Origin of the sequence: Nocardioides cavernae, assembly GCF_013410035.1 — a bacterium.
Lineage (GTDB): Bacteria > Actinomycetota > Actinomycetes > Propionibacteriales > Nocardioidaceae > Nocardioides > Nocardioides cavernae_A.
In genome coordinates this window covers 69474-86398 of record NZ_JACCBW010000003.1, presented here as the reverse complement: position 1 = coordinate 86398, position 16925 = coordinate 69474, and the positions used below count along the sequence as shown (strand labels likewise).

The following is a 16925-nucleotide window of genomic DNA, read 5'->3' as shown; positions in this document are numbered from 1 at the left end:
TGGATCCACATGATGAGGACCAGCCTACGACCTGCCGCGGCACCGCCCCACCGGTTTTCCGTGCCGGGTCGTTTCGCGCGGCGCTCGACGGGGCAGGAGCGGCGTCATGTTCTCCACGACGACCGTCCTGTCCCGGGCCGCCGCTGCGGCCGCCACCACGTTCGCCGCCTCGAGCGTGCTCCTCGCCATCGGCGCCCCGGCCCATGCCGCGCCCGTCGTGCAGGACTGCGCCGGCGGGCCGGTGACGATCGCCCCGACGATCGACGACGTGACCCTCACCGGCGTCTGCACCGACGTGCGCATCGAGGCCTCCAACATCACGGTCGTCCTCCCCGCCACGACGTCGCTCACCATCACGGGTGCCAACCTCGACGTCAGCGCCTCCGGACCCGTCGGGACGCTGGCCCAGGCCGGGGCCAACAACACCCTCACCGCCCCGAGCGCCGGGGACGTCGAGGTGAGCGGCGGCAACAACGAGGCGACCTTCGCCGGGGCCGTGGGCACGGCGTCCTTGATCGGCGGCAACAACACGCTCACGGTGGACGCGGCCTCCCGGCTGCTGGTCAAGGGCGGCAACCAGACCGTCCGCGCAGGCACCCTCGGCTCGACGACGATCAAGGGCAGCAACGCCACCCTCAAGGCCGCCAAGGCCCCGAAGGTCGTCGTCCGTGGCGCCAACAACGAGGTGAAGGTCACCAAGCTCCCCGTCCTCAAGATCGTCGGCAGCAACAACAAGGCCGTGGTGAAGAAGGGGAAGACCAAGGTCTCCGTGCGCGGGGCCAACAACGTGGTGCGGGTGAAGAAGCGAGCCTGACCACGCCGGTGCCGGGCTCCTCATCGGCCCGGGCGGGGCGTGCTGGCACGCTGTCGGCATGCACGTCGTCGACCTCGCCCGGGCCGCTGAGGCCGTACGCCAGCACTGCGGCGCGCTCGCCGGCGAGCCGCGGGTCGTGGTGAGCGGCAACTTCGCCTCGCCCGTCACCCTGCTCTCTGCCCTGCTGCCCGAGCTGGCGCACGTGCGGCTGCACGCGCTGAACGCCCAGCCCGGCCTCCCGCTGCACGACGGCGTGGTGCCGGAGACGGCGTTCGTCGGCCCCGGCTTCCGGCGGCACCCGCGGCTGTCGTACGTCCCCTGCCGGCTGTCGATGGTGCCGCGGCTCTTCCACGGTCCCCTCGCTCCCGACGTGGTCGTCGTCCACACCACGACGCCGCGCGACGGGCGGGTGTCCCTGGGCCTCGAGGTCAACGTGCTGCCGGCCGCGATCGAGGCGGCCCGCGCTCGGGGCGCGCTGGTCGTCGCCCAGCTCAACCCGCGGATGCCGTGGACCTTCGGAGACGCCGAGGTGTCGGTCGACGACCTCGACCTCGGCGTCGAGGTCGACGAGGCCCTGACCACCCACACCGCCCGGGTGCCGGGTGACGACGCCCGGCTCATCGGCTCGCGGGTCGCCGCCGAGATCGGCGACGGCGCCACCCTGCAGGCGGGCATCGGCGAGGTGCCCGACGCCACCATCGCCGGCGTGCTCGAGCGGCGCGGGCTCAGGGTGTGGACCGAGATGTTCAGCGACGGCGTCCTCACCCTGGAGCGCGCCGGTGCGCTGGACCGCGGCACGCCGGTGCGGACGTCGTTCGTCTTCGGCAGCCAGGAGCTCTACGACTGGGTCGACGACAACCCCCGGGTGCGGATGCTGCGCACGGAGACCACCAACTCCCCCGCCGAGATCGCGAAGCAGCCCGCCATGACGTCGATCAACACCGCACTGCAGGTCGACCTGTTCGACCAGGCCAACGCCTCGCGCATCGGAGCCCGCATCTACAGCGGCTTCGGGGGGCAGACCGACTTCACGGTCGGCGCGAGCCACTCGCCCGGCGGCCGCGCGTTCATGGCGCTGCGCAGCTGGCACCCCCGGGCGGACGTCTCGACGATCGTCCCGCTGGTCGACGAGCCGGTCACGTCCTTCCAGCACGGCGCGGTCGTCACCGAGCAGGGCGTCGCGTGGATGTGGGGGCGCGACGAGCGCCAGCAGGCCCACAACCTGATCGAGCACGCCGCCCACCCCAGCGTCCGCGACGACCTCCGCGAGGAGGCGCGGGCACTCGGCCTCGCCTAGCCCGACCCGGTCAGGCCACGAACACGCAGAAGACGTGGCCGGCCGGGCTGGCGTACGCCCTCAGCGGCTCGTCGGGGTCGTCGGCCCGGTCGTGGCGCAGCGCGCCGCCGAGCTCGAGGACGCGGTCGTGCACGGCGTCGAGCGCGGCCCGCGACGGCACCGTCGTGTCGAGGTGCGACACCGCGGGGTGGCCAGGCTCGGGCCACCTGCTCGGGGTCAGGTGCTCGACCTCCTGGACGGCGAGGCAGCGCCGGCCGTCGGGGTGGGTGAGCACCAGCCAGTCGGCGTCGTCAGCGCCGTCGGCCGGCACCTCGTCGCCCTCGCGGTAGGCGAGCCCCAGCAGGTCGCGCCAGAACTCCGCCTCGCCACGCACGTCGACGGCGTCGAGGACGGTGTGCAGGAGCTGCGGGACCACGGGCGGGAAGTCGCTCATCGCTCGACCCTACGACCTGTCAGGATCGGGCCATGGACGCGCGCCCCGGCTGGATCCAGCTCTTCCTCGACACACCGGCCACGGACCTCGATCGGGCCGCCGCCTTCTGGTCGGCCGCGACGGGGTGGCGGCCGTCACCGCGTCGGGGCGAGTCCGACCAGTTCCTGACGCTGCTCCCGAGCGCCGGCGCGGCCTGGGTGAAGCTGCAGGCGGTGGACGGACCCGGCGGCGTGCACCTCGACCTCGACAGCACCGACCGCGACGCGGCGCTGGCGCGCTCGCGCGAGCTGGGTGCGTCCGACGCCTGGGTCTACGAGGGCGTCCCGGTCATGCGCTCCCCCGGCGGCCTCACGTTCTGCCACACGCTCCTGGCCGACGACGGGGACGACGACGGGGCCGACGGCGGCGACGGCCCGGCGCTCGCCCGCGACGGCGGCACCGTGCTCGACCAGGTCTGCCTCGACGTCCCGTGGGCGCTGTGGGACGTCGAGGTCGACTTCTGGAGCCGGATGACGGGTCGCGAGCTGCAGCAGGGGTCCTCGCCCGAGTTCGCGCGGCTGCTGGCGCCCGGCGCTCCGCGCATCCTCCTCCAGCGCCTCGGGGAGCGGGACGGAGCCGTACGCGCGCACCCCGACCTCGCGACCGCCGACCGGGCGGGCGACCTCCAGCTCCACCTCGGCCTCGGCGCCCGGCACGAGGACGAGCGCGACCACTGGAGCGTGCTGACGGCGCCCGGTGGGCAGGTCTACTGCCTCACCGACCGCGACCCCGCGACGGGCTCCGCGGGCTGAACCGCCCGACGCCCCGTGTCAGGCGAGGGCGCCGTCGCGCACGGTCACCCGGCCGGCGTACACCGTGTGCACGACCCGCGACGTCAGCTCGCGGCCGTGCCACGGGTTGTTGCGCGACAGCGACGCCGAGGCGTCACGGTCCACCGTGACCGAGGCATCCGGGTCGACGAGCACGAGGTGGGCCGGGTGGCCCGGGGCCAGCGGGCGGCCCTGGTCGGCGAGGCCCGCGATGCGGGCCGGGGTGACGGACATGACGCGGGCGACGTCGGACCACGACAGGTCGGGCAGGGCCGTACGCACGACGCCGAGGGCGGTCTCGATGCCGAGCATGCCGAAGGCGGCGTCGACGAAGGCGTGCTCCTTGTCGTGGCGCGCGTGCGGCGCGTGGTCGGTCGCGACGGCGTCGATGGTGCCGTCGGCGAGCGCGGCGCGCAGGGCCTCGACGTCCTCCTGCGGTCGGAGCGGCGGGTTGACCTTGAAGGTCGGGTCGTAGCCGGCGAGCAGGTCGGTCGTCAGCAGCAGGTGGTGGGGGGTGACCTCGGCGGTGACGTCGATGCCCTGCCCCTTGGCCCAGCGGAGCACCTCCACGGAGCCGGCCGTCGACACATGGGCCACGTGCACGCGCGAGCCGGTGTGCCGGGCCAGCATGACGTCGCGGGCGACGATGACCTCCTCGGCGATCCCGGGCCAGCCGGGCAGGCCGAGGCGGCCGGACAGCTCGCCCTCGTGGCAGCACGCGGCCGGACCGGCCAGGGTCGGGTCCTGCGAGTGCTGGGACACGACGCCGCCGAACGCCTTGACGTACTCCAGCGCGCGGCGCATGACGCGCGCGTCGTGGACGCACCTGCCGTCGTCGGAGAAGACGTTGACCCCGGCGCGCGAGCGGTGCATGAGACCCAACTCGGCGAGCTCCTCCCCCGCGAGCCCGCGGGTGACCGCGCCGACCGGCTGGACGTGCACCAGCCCGGCCTCGCGACCGAGCTCCCACACCCGGGTCGCGGCCTCGGCGGTGTCGGTGACGGGGGTGGTGTTGGCCATCGCGAGGACCGCGGTGTAGCCGCCCAGCGCGGCGGCCCGTGAGCCGGTGAGGATGGTCTCGGCGTCCTCGCGGCCGGGCTCGCGCAGGTGGGTGTGCAGGTCGACGAGGCCGGGCAGCGCGACGAGGCCGTCCGCGTCGATCGTCTCGGCGCCGTCGGGCGCGGCGTCGACGAACGTCCCCGCGTCGTCGACGTACAGGTCGGTGGTCTCCTCGCCGAGCAGCGAGGCACCCTTGATCACGAGCGCCATCAGGCGGTCCCTCCCTGGAGGTCTCCGGCGAGCAGGTGGTAGAGCACGGCCATCCGGATCGCGAGGCCGCTGGAGACCTGCTCCAGCACGACCGACTGGGCCGCGTCGGCCGCGTCGGCGGCGATCTCGAGGCCGCGGTTCATCGGGCCGGGGTGGCAGATCGGCACGTCGGGCGCGAGGAGCGAGAGCCGGTCGCGGGTCAGGCCGTAGCCGACGGTGTACTCCCGCGGGCTCGGGAAGAACGCACCCGACATCCGCTCCCGCTGGACCCGCAGCATCATCACGGCGTCCACGTCGTCGTGGGTGCCCGCACCGCGCAGGACCTCGTCGAGGTCGTACGACGTCTCGAAGCCGGCCGCGGCCGACCAGGGGCCGATGCCACTCGGCATCAGCGTCGGCGGCGCGACCACGGTGACCCGGGCGCCGAGGCGCGTGAGGCACTGGACGTTGGAGCGGAAGACCCGGCTGTGGGTGAGGTCGCCGATGATCGCGACGTGGCGGCCGTCGAGGCTGCCGAGGTGGCGCTGCAGGGTGTACGCGTCGAGCAGCGCCTGCGTCGGGTGCTCGTGCATCCCGTCCCCGGCGTTGACGACGGACGCGTCGACCCACTGGCTGACCTGCAGCGCGGCCCCGCTGGCCGGGTGGCGGATCACCAGCCCGTCGACGCCCATCGCGCAGACGGTGAGCACGGTGTCGCGCAGGCTCTCGCCCTTGGAGGTGCTGGATCCCTTGGCACTGACGTTGATCACGTCGGCCGAGAGCCACTTGCCGGCGATCTCGAAGGAGGACCGGGTGCGGGTGGAGTCCTCGAAGAACATGTTGACGACCGTGCGGCCGCGCAGGGCGGGCAGCTTCTTGACCTCGCGGCTCTGGACGTCGTGCATGTCGGCGGCGGTCTCGAACAGGCCGAGGATCTCCTCGGTCGCGAGGTCGTCGACGGAGAGCAGGTGCTTCACGAGATCGTCACCTCGTCCGAGCCGTCGACCTCGGCCAGGCGGACGCTGACCCGCTCGGCAAGGGCGCTGGGGAGGTTCTTGCCGACGTGGTCGGCGCGGATCGGGAGCTCGCGGTGACCGCGGTCGACCAGCACGGCGAGGCGCACGGCGCTCGGCCGGCCGAGGTCGGCGAGCGCGTCGAGGGCGGCGCGGATCGTACGCCCGGAGAACAGCACGTCGTCCACGAGCACCACCACCTTGCGGTCGATGCCGCCCGGGGGCAGCGCGGTCTTGTGCGCGCGGCGGGTGGGCTGGGACCGCAGGTCGTCGCGGTACATCGTCACGTCGAGCTCGCCGACCGCGACCGGGGCGCCCTCGACGGCGGCGATCTTGTCCGCGATCCGCTTCGCGAGCGGCACGCCGCGGGTGTGCAGGCCGAGCAGCACGAGGTCGGTGGCGCCCTTGTTGCGCTCGAGGAGCTCGTGCGAGATCCGCGTGAGCGCCCGGGAGATGTCACGGGCGTCGAGGACGGTGCGGTCGCCCCGCTCGGGGCCGGTCTGTTCGGTGGCAGGCATCTGCGCGCCGGACCTCCTTCTCCGCCTCACGGGACGGCTCGTTAAAGGATGTCGATCGGGGCGACCCTACCGTCAGCGCTCCAGGATCGCGACGACGCCCTGCCCGCCGGCGGCGCAGATCGAGATCAGCGCGCGGCCCCGGCCCCGCTGCGCGAGGAGCTTGGCGGCGACGGGCAGGATCCGCCCGCCGGTCGCGGCGAACGGGTGCGCGGCCGCCAGGGACGACCCCGTGACATTGAGCTTCTCGCGGTCGATCGATCCCAGCGGGGTGTCGAGCCCGAGGCGCTGCTGGCAGAACACCGGGTCCTCCCAGGCGGCCAGCGTCGCGAGGACCTGCGAGGCGAACGCCTCGTGGATCTCGTAGTAGTCGAAGTCCTGGAGGGTGAGGCCGTTGCGTGCGAGCATCCGCGGCACGGCGTACGCCGGGGCCATCAGCAGCCCCTCGTGGCCGTTGACGTAGTCGACCGCGGCCGTCTCGGCGTCGACGAGGTGCGCGAGCACCGGCAGGCCACGCTCCTCGGCCCACGCGTCGCTCGACAGCAGGACGGCCGAGGCGCCGTCGGAGAGCGGCGTGCTGTTGCCGGCGGTCATCGTCGCCGCGGCGCCCTTGCCGAAGACCGGCTTGAGGGTGGCGAGCTTCTCGACCGACGAGTCCGGGCGCAGGTTGTTGTCGCGCTCGACCCCGCGGAAGGGCGTGATGAGGTCGTCCTGGAAGCCCTCGTCGTAGGACCGGGCCAGGTTGTGGTGCGAGCGGGCGGCCAGCTCGTCCTGCGCCTCACGCGTGATCCGCCACTCCAGCGCGGTGAGCGCGGCGTGCTCGCCCATCGACAGCCTGGTCCGCGGCTCGCCGTTCTGCGGGATGTCGAGCCCGATGTCGCCGGGGCGGATGGCGCCCAGCGCCTTGAGCCGGCTCGCGGTGTCCTTCGCGGCGTTGACCTTCATCAGCTTGCGGCGCAGCCGGTCGCTGATGGCGACGGGGGCGTCGGAGGTGGTGTCGGTGCCGCCGGCGATCCCGGCGTCGACCACGCCGAGCGCGATCTTGTTCGCGACCTGGATCGCCGCCTGCAGACCGGTCCCGCAGGCCTGCTGGATGTCGGTGGCGGGCGTCTCGGGCGCCAGCCTGGAACCGAGGACGGACTCGCGGGTGAGGTTGAAGTCGCGCGAGTGCTTGAGCACGGCCCCGGCGACGACCTCGCCGAGCCGCTCGTCCTGCAGGTCGAACCGCTCGACCAGGCCGTCGATCACCGCGGTGAGCATCTCCTGGTTGGAGACCCCGGCGTAGACCGTGTTGGACCGTGCGAAGGGGATGCGGTTGCCGCCGACGACGGCGACGGGGCGGGTGGTGGGCTGCATGTTCCTATCCTTGCCGGTGGGGTCCTGCCCGCCAACGGTATGAGGGGCAGGTCACCAAGTGTGGACTCCGAGTTGCACACACAGTTACATAGGCTCGTCCGCCGTACCACCGGAAAGGCTCCGCCACGTCATGAGCGACCGCTACCAGGGCTTCGCGTCCACCCCGATCGGCCGACTTCTGGTCAAGAACCTCGGCCTGCCGAACCCCACCGCGCTCGAGCGCTGGAGCGAGGGCTCGCCGCTGGTCGACGGCGTGGTCGTGCTGGGCGGCGAGGGACGCCTCGCCGAGGTGCTGCCCACGACGCTCGACGGCCTCGGGATCGCCTCGACCACCGCCCTCGCCGACGACGTACGCGCCAAGGCCCTGGTCCTCGACGCGACCGGGATCACCGACACCACCGGGCTCGTCGCCCTGCAGGAGTTCTTCACCCCGCTCATGCGGCGTCTGGACACCTGCCCGCGCGTCGTCGTGCTGGGCACCCCGCCGGAGACGCTGACCGGCGGCGAGCGGGTCGCCCAGCGGGCCCTCGAGGGCTTCACGCGCTCGATGGGCAAGGAGATCGGCCGCGGCGGCACCGTCCAGCTGGTCTACGTCGCCCCGGCGGCCGACGGCGCCATCGCCTCCACCCTGGCGTTCCTGCTGTCCCCCAAGTCCGCCTACGTGTCGGGCCAGGTGGTGCGCATCGGCGCCCACGGCGCGACCACCACGGACCCGGTCGCCGACTGGACCCGTCCGCTCGCCGGCAAGGTCGCGCTGGTCACCGGCGCCAGCCGCGGCATCGGCGAGGAGATCGCGCGGGTCCTGCACCGCGACGGCGCCACCGTCGTCGGGGTCGACGTGCCCCAGGCGGCCAGCGAGCTGCAGACCCTGATGGGCGAGCTCGACGGTGACCACCTCGTCCTCGACATCACCGCCAAGGACGCGCCGCAGCGGATCGCGCACCACCTGAGGGAGCACCACGGCGGGGTGGACGTCGTCGTGCACAACGCCGGCATCACGCGGGACAGGAGGCTCGCCAACATGGCCGCCGACCGCTGGAGCAGCGTGGTCGCGGTCAACCTCACCGCACCCGAGCTGATCACCCGCGAGCTGCTCGACGCCGGCGTCGTCCACGCGGGCGGCCGGATCATCGGCGTCGCCTCGATCGCCGGCATCGCGGGCAATGTCGGCCAGACCAACTACGCCACCTCCAAGGCCGGCGTCATCGGTCTCGTGGACAGCCTGCGCGACGAGCTGGGCGACGGCATCACGGTCAACGCGGTGGCGCCCGGCTTCATCATCACCCAGATGACCGCGGCCGTCCCGTTCGCCACCCGCGAGGTCGGCCAGCGCCTCAACGCGATGGCCCAGGGCGGGCTGCCGGTCGACGTCGCCGAGACCATCGCCTGGTTCGCCAGTGCCGGCTCGGGCGCCGTCAACGGCAACGTCGTGCGGGTCTGCGGCCAGATGATGCTGGGCGCCTGATGGCGGCCACGGCGCCGAAGACGCTCAGCGGCGAGCCGGGACGGCTCGGCACGCTGCTCCGGGCCGCGCTGCCGGCCGTGCCCGTCGTGAACCGGCTGCCCGGCGTGCGCAAGGGTGCGGCGGACGACTTCGGAGGGCTGACGTACGTCCGGGCGGGGGTCGTCGCCGACCGTGCCCGCGTCGACGCGTACGCCGCGGTCTGCGGCTTCCCGCGCAAGGACGTCGTGCCGCTGACCTATCCCCACGTGCTGGCGTTCCCGCTGCACATGGCGGTCATGTCCGACCCGACGTTCCCCTACGCGGCGATGGGCATGGTGCACGTGGAGAACACCATCACCGCGCACCGCGCCATCGACGTCGGCGAGTCGCTCGAGGTGGCGACGTCGGTCGGCGCCCCGCGCCCGCACGCTCGCGGCGTGCTCCTCGATTTCGCCACGAAGGTGACCTCCGGCGGTGAGGTCGCCTGGGAGTCGACCTCGACCTACCTGCGGCGTGGACGCCCCGTCGACGGCGAACCGGCGCCAGGCCTCGAGGTGCCGGACCCGCCGTCCGGGGGCATCCGGTGGCGGCTGCCCGCGGACCTCGGCCGGACGTACGCCGCGGTGTCGGGCGACGCGAACCCGATCCACCTCTACCCGCTGACGGCCCGGGCCCTCGGCTTCCCGCGCCAGATCGCGCACGGCATGTGGACCACGGCGCGCTCGGTGGCCGCGATCGAGAACCGGCTCCCGGCCGCCGTCACGGTGGAGGTCGCCTTCAAGAAGCCGGTCCTCCTGCCGGCCACCGTGGCGTACGCCGCGCGGCGCGACCGGGCCGGCTGGACGTTCGCCCTGACCCGCCCGGGGGACGGCGCTCCGCACCTGCTGGGGCGTACCTCGTCCCCCTGACGCTTCACCATGGGATGCAGACGAACCTGCACTCCCCCGTGTCAGCGAACCTCGGGAACTGCAGGTCCACCGACATCCCATGGTGGAGCGTCAGGAAGCACGCCCGTCGTGCAGCCGGATCAGGCCCTCCTGGGCCACCGTCGCGACGAGCTCGCCGGACTGGGTGAAGACCCGCGCGACGGCCAGCCCGCGGCCACCGCCCGCAAACGGCGAGAACTGGTCGTAGAGCCACCACTCGTCGGCGCGGAAGGGGCGGTGGAACCAGATCGTGTGGTCGAGCGAGGCCGGCTGCAGCTTCGGCGACCCGATCGTGATGCCGTGCGGGACCAGCGCCGCGCCGAGCAGCGTGAGGTCGCTGGCGTAGGTGAAGGCCGCGGTCTGCTGGGTCGGGTCGTCGGACAGGTCGCCCGCGACCCGGAGCCAGATCCTCGCCTGCGCGGGGTGCGCGGGGTCCTCGGGGATGCCCATCCCGCTGATGCCGACGTGGCGCACGTCGAGCGCCGCCCACTCGCGCACCCAGTCGGCCTCGGCGTCGGCGCCCTGGCGGCGTACGAGCTCGCGCAGGGGGATGCCGTCCTCGGGCGCCGGCACGTCGGGCATCCCGTCCTGGTGCTCGAGGCCGCCCTCGGGCACCTGGAAGTTGGCCGTCATGTAGTAGATCGGACGCCCGTGCTGCCGGGCCGAGACGCGGCGGGTGACGAAGGAGCGGCCGTCTCGGATGCGCTCGACGTCGTAGACGATCGGGACGGTGGTGTCGCCCGGGCGCAGGAAGTAGGAGTGCAGCGAGTGCAGCGCGAAGTCGCCGTCCACGCTGCGGGTCGCGGCGACCACGGCCTGCGCCGCGACCTGACCACCGAAGACGCGCTGTCGCTCGGTGCGCGCCTGCGCGCCGCGGTAGAGGTCGACCTCGAGCCGCTCGAGGTCCAGGAGCGCGGTCAGCTCCTCCGCACTGCCGGCCATCAGCGCTCCTCCCAGCCCTGGTCGTCGTCGCCGGCGTCACCCTTGGGCCGGTCGTCGAGGTCGGCGAGGAACGCCTCGAAGGCGCTGCCGATCTCCTCGCCGGTCGGCAGCGGCTCGTCGCCGGCGAGCAGCGAGGACCCCCGGGCCTCGGCCTCGCGGAAGGAGTCGTACTGCTGCTCGAGCCCGCGGACGACCTCGCCGACCTCGTCGTTGGCCGAGAGGTAGCGGTCGACCTCGGTCTCGGTGATCTGCGCGGCCTCGCGGAGGTCGCTGAGGTCGATGGTCAGCCGGCCGCCGATCTCCAGGTGCTCGAGCAGCACGAGGGCGGCCTGGGGGTACTCCATCTGCGCGAGGTAGTGCGGGATGTGGGCGACGAAGCCGAGCGCGTCGACGCCCCACTCCCCGAGCCGGATCTCCAGCAGCGCCTGGGCGCTGGCCGGGACGCGCAGCTCGCCCTGCCAGGGGCTCTCGCCGGGGACGAGCTCGGGGCGGTTGGCGTGCGGGGTGATGGCGATGGGCCGGGTGTGCGGCACCGCCATCGGGACCGCACCCATGCTCACCACGCGGGAGACGCCGAAGTGGTCGACGACCTCGCGCACGGCGCGGGCGAAGGCCTCCCACCGGATGTCGGGCTCCGGACCGGCGAGCAGGAGGAAGGGCGTACCGCCGGTGTCGCGCAGGGTGCGCACGACCAGGCGCGGCGCCTCGTAGTCGGCGTAGTGGTCGCGTACGAAGGTCAGCGGCGGACGGCGGGCGCGGTAGTCGTGCAGCGCGTCGACGTCGAAGGTCGCCACGACCTTGCCGTCCGACCTGCCGCCGGCGGGGTCGGCGAGGTCGGCGAGGTGGCGCGCCGCGAGCTCGGCCGCCTTCCCCGCGTCGAGGAACCCGGTGAGCACGACCACCATCGTGAGGTCGCCGGCGTCTGCCAGCACCTCGGCGTCGTCGACGATGTGCACGAGACGTTCGGCCATGGCTGAAGCCTAGTGACATCGACCGAGTGACCTGACACACACCCGTCCCGGGGGGCGGCCGTTGTTACCGAGGGGTAACCTGAGGGCACCTGTCCACTCAGCACCACAGGAGCAGCCCGTGTCCCGTCCCCAGCGTGAGGTCGTCTTCGTCGACGGCGTGCGCACCCCGTTCGGCAAGGCCAAGGGCCAGTACGCCGAGACGCGCGCCGACGACCTCGTCATCAAGTCCATCCGCGAGCTGATGCGCCGCAACCCGTCGCTGCCCCCCGAGCGGGTCGACGAGGTCGCCATCGCCGCCACGACGCAGATCGGCGACCAGGGCCTCACGCTCGGGCGTACGGCCGCACTGCTCGCCGGGCTGCCCCAGAGTGTCCCGGGCTACTCCATCGACCGCATGTGCGCGGGCGCGATGACCGCGGTCACCAGCACGGCGTCCGGCATCGCGTTCGGCGCCTACGACGTCGCGATCGCCGGCGGCGTCGAGCACATGGGCCGCCACCCGATGGGCGAGGGCGTGGACCCCAACCCGCGCATCCTCTCGGAGCGGATCGTCAACCCGGACGCGCTCGTGATGGGCAAGACGGCCGAGAACCTGCACGACCGCTACCCCACGATCACCAAGGAGCGCGTCGACGCCTACGCCGTGCGCAGCCAGCAGAAGACCAAGGCGGCCTACGACGCGGGCGTGATCCAGCCCGACCTGGTGCCCGTCGCGACCCGGTCCGCCGAGGCGGGCTGGGGCCTGGCGACCTCCGACGAGCCGATGCGCCCCGAGACGACCATGGAGTCGCTCGCCGGCCTCAAGACCCCCTTCCGCTCGCACGGCAACGTCACGGCGGGCAACGCCGCGGGCATCAACGACGGTGCCACCGCGGCCCTCCTCGCCGACGAGGACACCGCGCGCGAGCTCGGCCTGCCCGTGAAGATGCGCCTGGTCACCTACGCCTTCGTCGGCGTGGAGCCCGAGGTGATGGGCGCCGGTCCCATCCCCGCCACCGAGAAGGCGCTGCGCCTCGCCGGGCTCACGATCGACGACATCGAGGCCTTCGAGGTCAACGAGGCGTTCGCGGTGCAGGTGCTCGCGTTCCTCGAGCACTACGGCATCGCGGACGACGACGCCCGGGTGAACCCCTACGGCGGTGCGATCGCGATGGGCCACCCGCTCGCCTCGTCGGGCGTACGCCTGATGAACCAGCTCGCCCGCCAGTTCGAGGAGCGCCCCGAGGTCCGCTACGGCCTCACCACCATGTGCATCGGCATCGGCATGGGCGGCACCGTCATCTGGGAGAACCCGCACTGGAACGGCAACGCCACGGACGAGGGAGAGACCAAGTGAGCACCACGATCTTCGATCGCGCGCGGGGGATCGTCTCCGACGCCGAGCGCGTGACGCAGGCCCACCTGCGCACGGTCGCCCTGCCCGGCGCGACCATCGGCCTGATCACGCTGGACAACGGCGAGGACCACACCAAGCCCAACACGTTCGGCCCGGCGTCGCTGCTCGCGCTCGACACCGCCATCGACGCGGCGCTGGCGGACGACGCGATCGACGCGATCGCCGTCACCGGCAAGCCGTTCATCCTCGCGGCGGGCGCCGACCTCACCTCCATCCAGGGCGGCGGCCCCGACGCGGTGCGCATCGTCGCCGAGCTCGGCCACGCGGTCTTCCGCAAGCTCGGCGAGGGCGGCAAGCCCTCGTTCGGGTTCGTCAACGGCCTCGCCCTCGGCGGCGGCCTCGAGGTGGCGCTGCACTGCACCTACCGCACGGTCATGGACTCGGCGCCCGCACTGGGCCTCCCCGAGGTCATGCTCGGCCTCGTCCCCGGCTGGGGCGGCGCGTGGCTCGTGCCCAACCTCCTCGGCGCCGACAAGGCGGTGACGCTGATCCTCGAGAACCCGCTCAACCAGGGCAAGACCCTCGGCGGCCAGGCGGCGTACGACCTCGGCCTGGCCGACGCGGTCTTCAACGGCGCGGACTTCCTCGAGCAGTCGCTGCTGTGGGCGGCCTCGGTGCTGCGTGGCGAGACGACCGTCTCGCGGCCCGACGTCGACCGCGGCGAGGCGTGGGACGCCGCCGTCGAGCGCGCGAAGGGCATCGTGGCGGCGAAGACCGGTGGGGCCTCCCCCGCCGCGGCCAAGGCCGTCGAGCTCATCGCCGCCGCCCGTGACACCGACCGGGACACCGGCTTCGCGGCCGAGGACGACGCACTGCACGCGCTGTCGCAGACGCCTGAGCTGCTCGCGTCGCTCTACTCCTTCGACCTCGTGCAGAAGCGGGCGAAGCGGCCCGCCGGTGCGCCCGACAGGTCGCTGGCGCGTCCGGTGACGAAGGTCGGCATCGTGGGCGCCGGACTCATGGCGAGCCAGCTCGCGCTGCTGTTCGTACGCCGCCTCGAGGTCCCGGTCGTGCTGACCGACCTCGACCAGGAGCGGGCCGACAAGGGGGTGGCCTACGTCCACGCCGAGATCGACAAGCTCCTGGCCAAGGGCCGGATCAACCAGGACAAGGCGAACCGGCACAAGGCGCTCGTCTCCGGCGCGACCGACAAGCAGGTCGCCTTCGGCGACGCCGACTTCGTCATCGAGGCCGTCTTCGAGGAGATGTCGGTCAAGAAGACCGTCTTCGCGGACGTGGAGAAGGTCGTCTCGCCCGAGTGCGTCCTGGCCACCAACACCTCGTCGCTGTCGATCACCGAGATGGCCGCCGACCTCGAGCACCCCGAGCGCGTGGTCGGCTTCCACTTCTTCAACCCCGTCGCGGTGATGCCGCTGCTGGAGATCGTGCGTGGCGAGGCCACCGACGACGCGACCCTCGCCACGGCGTTCGCCACCGGCAAGGCGCTGAAGAAGACGAGCATCCTGGTGAAGGACAGCCCGTCGTTCATCGTCAACCGGCTGCTCGGGCGCTTCATGAGCGAGGTCGGCCGGATCGTCGACGAGGGCACCCCGGTGCAGGTCGCCGACGGCGCCTTCGCCGGCATCGCGCCGATGCCGCCGTTCGTGCTGCTGTCGCTCGTCGGCCCGGCGATCGCGCTGCACAACAACGAGACGCTCGCGGGCGCCTTCCCCGACCGCTTCTACGTCTCCCCGGCGCTGGAGCGGATCGTGGCGGCGCGCAAGCCCGCCTACTACGGCGCCGACGGCGCGCTCGACCCCGAGGTCGAGGCGATGCTGGAGAAGCCGGCCTCGCCGGTGGTCCTCACCGCCGACGAGGTCCGCGAGAAGACGCTCGCCGGGCTCGCCGAGGAGGCGCGCCTGATGCTCGACGAGGGCGTCGTCGCCGCGCCGCAGGACATCGACCTGGCCATGATCACCGGCGCCGGGTTCTCGTTCTGGAACGGCGGGCTGACGTTCATGCTCGACGTCGCCGGCATCTCGGAGAAGGTGACCGGCCGACGGTTCCACTGATCGCCCGACCCAGGCCGTACGCCGTCGGGGGGCGGTGCGTCAGCCACATTCCGCAGACCAGGAATGTGGCTGGGGCACCGCCCCTCGGCGTGTCGCAGGCGTACGCGCCGGCGAGCGGTGCGTGAGCCACGTTTCCCACGCCGGGAATGTGGCTCACTCACCGCTCGATCAGCGACTGTCTGTCAGCGGGCGGAGTAGTCCTCCGCGGGGATGCCCTCGCCGCGACCGACCCGGCTGTGGCGGTAGCCGTACCCGAAGTAGATCGCGAAGCCGAGCGCCATCCAGACGAGGAACCGCAGCCACGTCTCGGCGGTGAGGTTGAGCATCAGGAACACGCAGATCGCGGCGGAGAGCCAGGGCAGGAACGGGGAGAACGGCACCCGGAAGGACCGCTCCAGGTCGGGGCGGTTCTTGCGCAGGATGGGCACCGCGATCGACACGAGCGCGAAGGCCGACAGCGTGCCGATGTTGACCATCTCCTCGAGCTTGCCGATCGGCGTGAGTGAGGCGACGAACGCGACCACGAGGCCGATGGCGAGCGTGATCCGTACGGGCGTGCCGGTGCGCGGGTTGACGTGGGCCAGCGCCGTCGGCATGAGGCCGTCGCGGCTCATCGCGAAGAACACCCGCACCGCGCCGATCAGCAGGGTCATCACGACGGTGGTGAGGCCCGCCACGGCACCGGCCGAGATCAAGGTGGCGTAGCCGTCCTTGCCCTGCGCGATGAACGCGTTCGCTAGCGCCGCGTCCGGGTTGATCTGGTCGTACTTGACCATGCCGGTGATGACGAGCGCGACGGCCATGTAGAGGATCGTGCAGACGACCAGCGAGCCGATGATGCCGCGCGGCAGGTCCTTCTGGGGGTTGCGCGCCTCCTCGGCGGTGGTGGCGACGACGTCGAAGCCGATGTAGGCGAAGAAGACGAGCGACGCCGCGAAGAGGATCCCGGCGACGCCGTAGACACCCGGGGCGCCGAAGACCGTCTGGATGAGCGGCGTGTGCAGCCATCCCTCCCCCGTGGTGCCGGGAGCGCTGTCGGGGACGAACGGCTGGTAGTTGTCGGTGTCGATGAACTGGATGCCGGCGACGATCACGAACAGCACGATGAAGAGCTTGAGGGCGACGAGCACGAGGTTGACCCGCAGCGACTCCTTGATGCCGAAGGCGACGAGTGCCGTGAGCACCGCGACCAGCAGGAACGCCGGCAGGTCGAAGGTGTCGCCGTAGCCGAGGTGGGCGGGCCAGGTGATCCCGATCTCGCCGAGGAACGTCTCGAAGTAGGACGACCAGCCCTGCGCCACGACCGACGCCCCGAGCATCAGCTCCAGGATCAGGTCCCAGCCGATGATCCACGCGATCATCTCGCCGAGGGTCGCGTAGGAGAACGTGTACGCCGACCCGGAGACCGGCACCGTCGAGGCGAACTCGGCGTAGCAGAGGGCGGCGAGCCCGCAGCAGATCGCGGCGATGGCGAAGGAGAACACCACGCCCGGCCCGGCGTACGCCTGCGCGACACGTCCGGTGAGCGTGAAGATGCCGGCACCGATGATGACGCCGATGCCGAAGACGGTCAGGTCCAGGGCGGTGAGGCTCTTCTTGAGCTTGAACTCGGGGTCCTCGGTGTCCGCCATGGAGTGCTCGACGGACTTCGTGCGCCAGATGCTCATCCCTGCAAACTAGACCTCCCGCACCGCGCTCGCGAGCACCGTCCAGCACGTGTCCCGACGGCGTGTCCCGGCGGCGTGTCGG

Annotated in this window: 15 protein-coding genes; 7 read left to right on the top strand and 8 right to left on the bottom strand. The window is 72.5% G+C overall.

The genetic code is table 11. The features are described from left to right. The first annotated feature begins 106 nt into the window (after positions 1–106). Positions 107–814: a DUF3060 domain-containing protein gene (locus F4692_RS15415; RefSeq protein WP_179620603.1), complete on the top strand. Its 708-nt coding sequence runs from the start codon at positions 107–109 to the stop codon at positions 812–814. 58 nt (positions 815–872) lie between these two features. Then, the gene (locus tag F4692_RS15410; protein ID WP_179620602.1) at positions 873–2111 is read left to right on the top strand and encodes an acetyl-CoA hydrolase/transferase family protein; all 1239 of its coding nucleotides are present in this window, start codon (positions 873–875) and stop codon (positions 2109–2111) included. 10 nt (positions 2112–2121) lie between these two features. On the opposite strand, the gene F4692_RS15405 is transcribed toward F4692_RS15410, so the two are convergent. Next, positions 2122–2544, bottom strand: a complete 423-nt coding sequence (locus tag F4692_RS15405) for a VOC family protein (protein ID WP_179620601.1) — start codon at positions 2542–2544, stop codon at positions 2122–2124. Between the two features lie 32 nt (positions 2545–2576). On the opposite strand from F4692_RS15405, the gene F4692_RS15400 reads away from it, so the two are divergent. Next, the gene (locus F4692_RS15400; protein WP_179620600.1) at positions 2577–3335 is read left to right on the top strand and encodes a VOC family protein; all 759 of its coding nucleotides are present in this window, start codon (positions 2577–2579) and stop codon (positions 3333–3335) included. An 18-nt stretch (positions 3336–3353) separates the two neighbouring features. Here the strand turns inward: F4692_RS15400 and F4692_RS15395 are convergent, their stop codons facing one another. The 4 genes from F4692_RS15395 to F4692_RS15380 form a co-directional block, all read right to left on the bottom strand. Continuing rightward, positions 3354–4622, bottom strand: a complete 1269-nt coding sequence (locus tag F4692_RS15395; RefSeq protein ID WP_179620599.1) for a dihydroorotase — start codon at positions 4620–4622, stop codon at positions 3354–3356. Continuing rightward, positions 4622–5578, bottom strand: coding sequence for an aspartate carbamoyltransferase catalytic subunit (locus F4692_RS15390; RefSeq protein ID WP_179620598.1), 957 nt, complete (start codon positions 5576–5578; stop codon positions 4622–4624). Before F4692_RS15390 ends, F4692_RS15395 begins: the two co-directional genes overlap by 1 nt. Then, the gene (pyrR, locus tag F4692_RS15385) at positions 5575–6132 is read right to left on the bottom strand and encodes a bifunctional pyr operon transcriptional regulator/uracil phosphoribosyltransferase PyrR (RefSeq protein ID WP_179620597.1); all 558 of its coding nucleotides are present in this window, start codon (positions 6130–6132) and stop codon (positions 5575–5577) included. Before pyrR ends, F4692_RS15390 begins: the two co-directional genes overlap by 4 nt. 72 nt (positions 6133–6204) lie before the next feature. Then, positions 6205–7485 (bottom strand): acetyl-CoA C-acetyltransferase, encoded by a 1281-nt coding sequence (locus tag F4692_RS15380; RefSeq protein ID WP_179620596.1) that lies wholly within the window; start codon positions 7483–7485, stop codon positions 6205–6207. Between the two features lie 130 nt (positions 7486–7615). Between F4692_RS15380 and F4692_RS15375 the strand changes: the two genes are divergently transcribed. Together F4692_RS15375 and F4692_RS15370 are read left to right on the top strand one after the other, a co-directional pair. Then, positions 7616–8950 (top strand): 3-oxoacyl-ACP reductase, encoded by a 1335-nt coding sequence (locus F4692_RS15375; protein ID WP_179620595.1) that lies wholly within the window; start codon positions 7616–7618, stop codon positions 8948–8950. Continuing rightward, positions 8950–9837, top strand: a complete 888-nt coding sequence (locus F4692_RS15370; RefSeq protein ID WP_179620594.1) for a MaoC/PaaZ C-terminal domain-containing protein — start codon at positions 8950–8952, stop codon at positions 9835–9837. Before F4692_RS15375 ends, F4692_RS15370 begins: the two co-directional genes overlap by 1 nt. Before the next feature lie 90 nt (positions 9838–9927). On the opposite strand, the gene F4692_RS15365 is transcribed toward F4692_RS15370, so the two are convergent. Together F4692_RS15365 and F4692_RS15360 are read right to left on the bottom strand one after the other, a co-directional pair. Next, positions 9928–10797 carry an acyl-CoA thioesterase gene (locus tag F4692_RS15365; protein ID WP_179620593.1) on the bottom strand — a complete coding sequence of 290 codons (870 nt, stop codon included), beginning with the start codon at positions 10795–10797 and terminating at the stop codon, positions 9928–9930. After that, positions 10797–11768, bottom strand: a complete 972-nt coding sequence (locus F4692_RS15360) for a proteasome assembly chaperone family protein (protein ID WP_179620592.1) — start codon at positions 11766–11768, stop codon at positions 10797–10799. The genes F4692_RS15365 and F4692_RS15360 overlap by 1 nt, the downstream gene beginning before the upstream one ends. Before the next feature lie 118 nt (positions 11769–11886). Here F4692_RS15360 and F4692_RS15355 point away from each other — a divergent pair, with 118 nt between their 5' ends. Continuing rightward, a complete protein-coding gene (locus F4692_RS15355) occupies positions 11887–13104 on the top strand; it encodes a thiolase family protein (protein ID WP_179620591.1) in 1218 nt (405 codons plus the stop codon). Further along, positions 13101–15176 (top strand): 3-hydroxyacyl-CoA dehydrogenase NAD-binding domain-containing protein, encoded by a 2076-nt coding sequence (locus F4692_RS15350; protein ID WP_179620590.1) that lies wholly within the window; start codon positions 13101–13103, stop codon positions 15174–15176. Before F4692_RS15355 ends, F4692_RS15350 begins: the two co-directional genes overlap by 4 nt. Before the next feature lie 182 nt (positions 15177–15358). On the opposite strand, the gene F4692_RS15345 is transcribed toward F4692_RS15350, so the two are convergent. Then, on the bottom strand, positions 15359–16843 hold the full coding sequence (locus F4692_RS15345) for an amino acid permease (RefSeq protein WP_179620589.1): 1485 nt from the start codon (positions 16841–16843) through the stop codon (positions 15359–15361). Between the last annotated feature and the right edge of the window lie 82 nt (positions 16844–16925).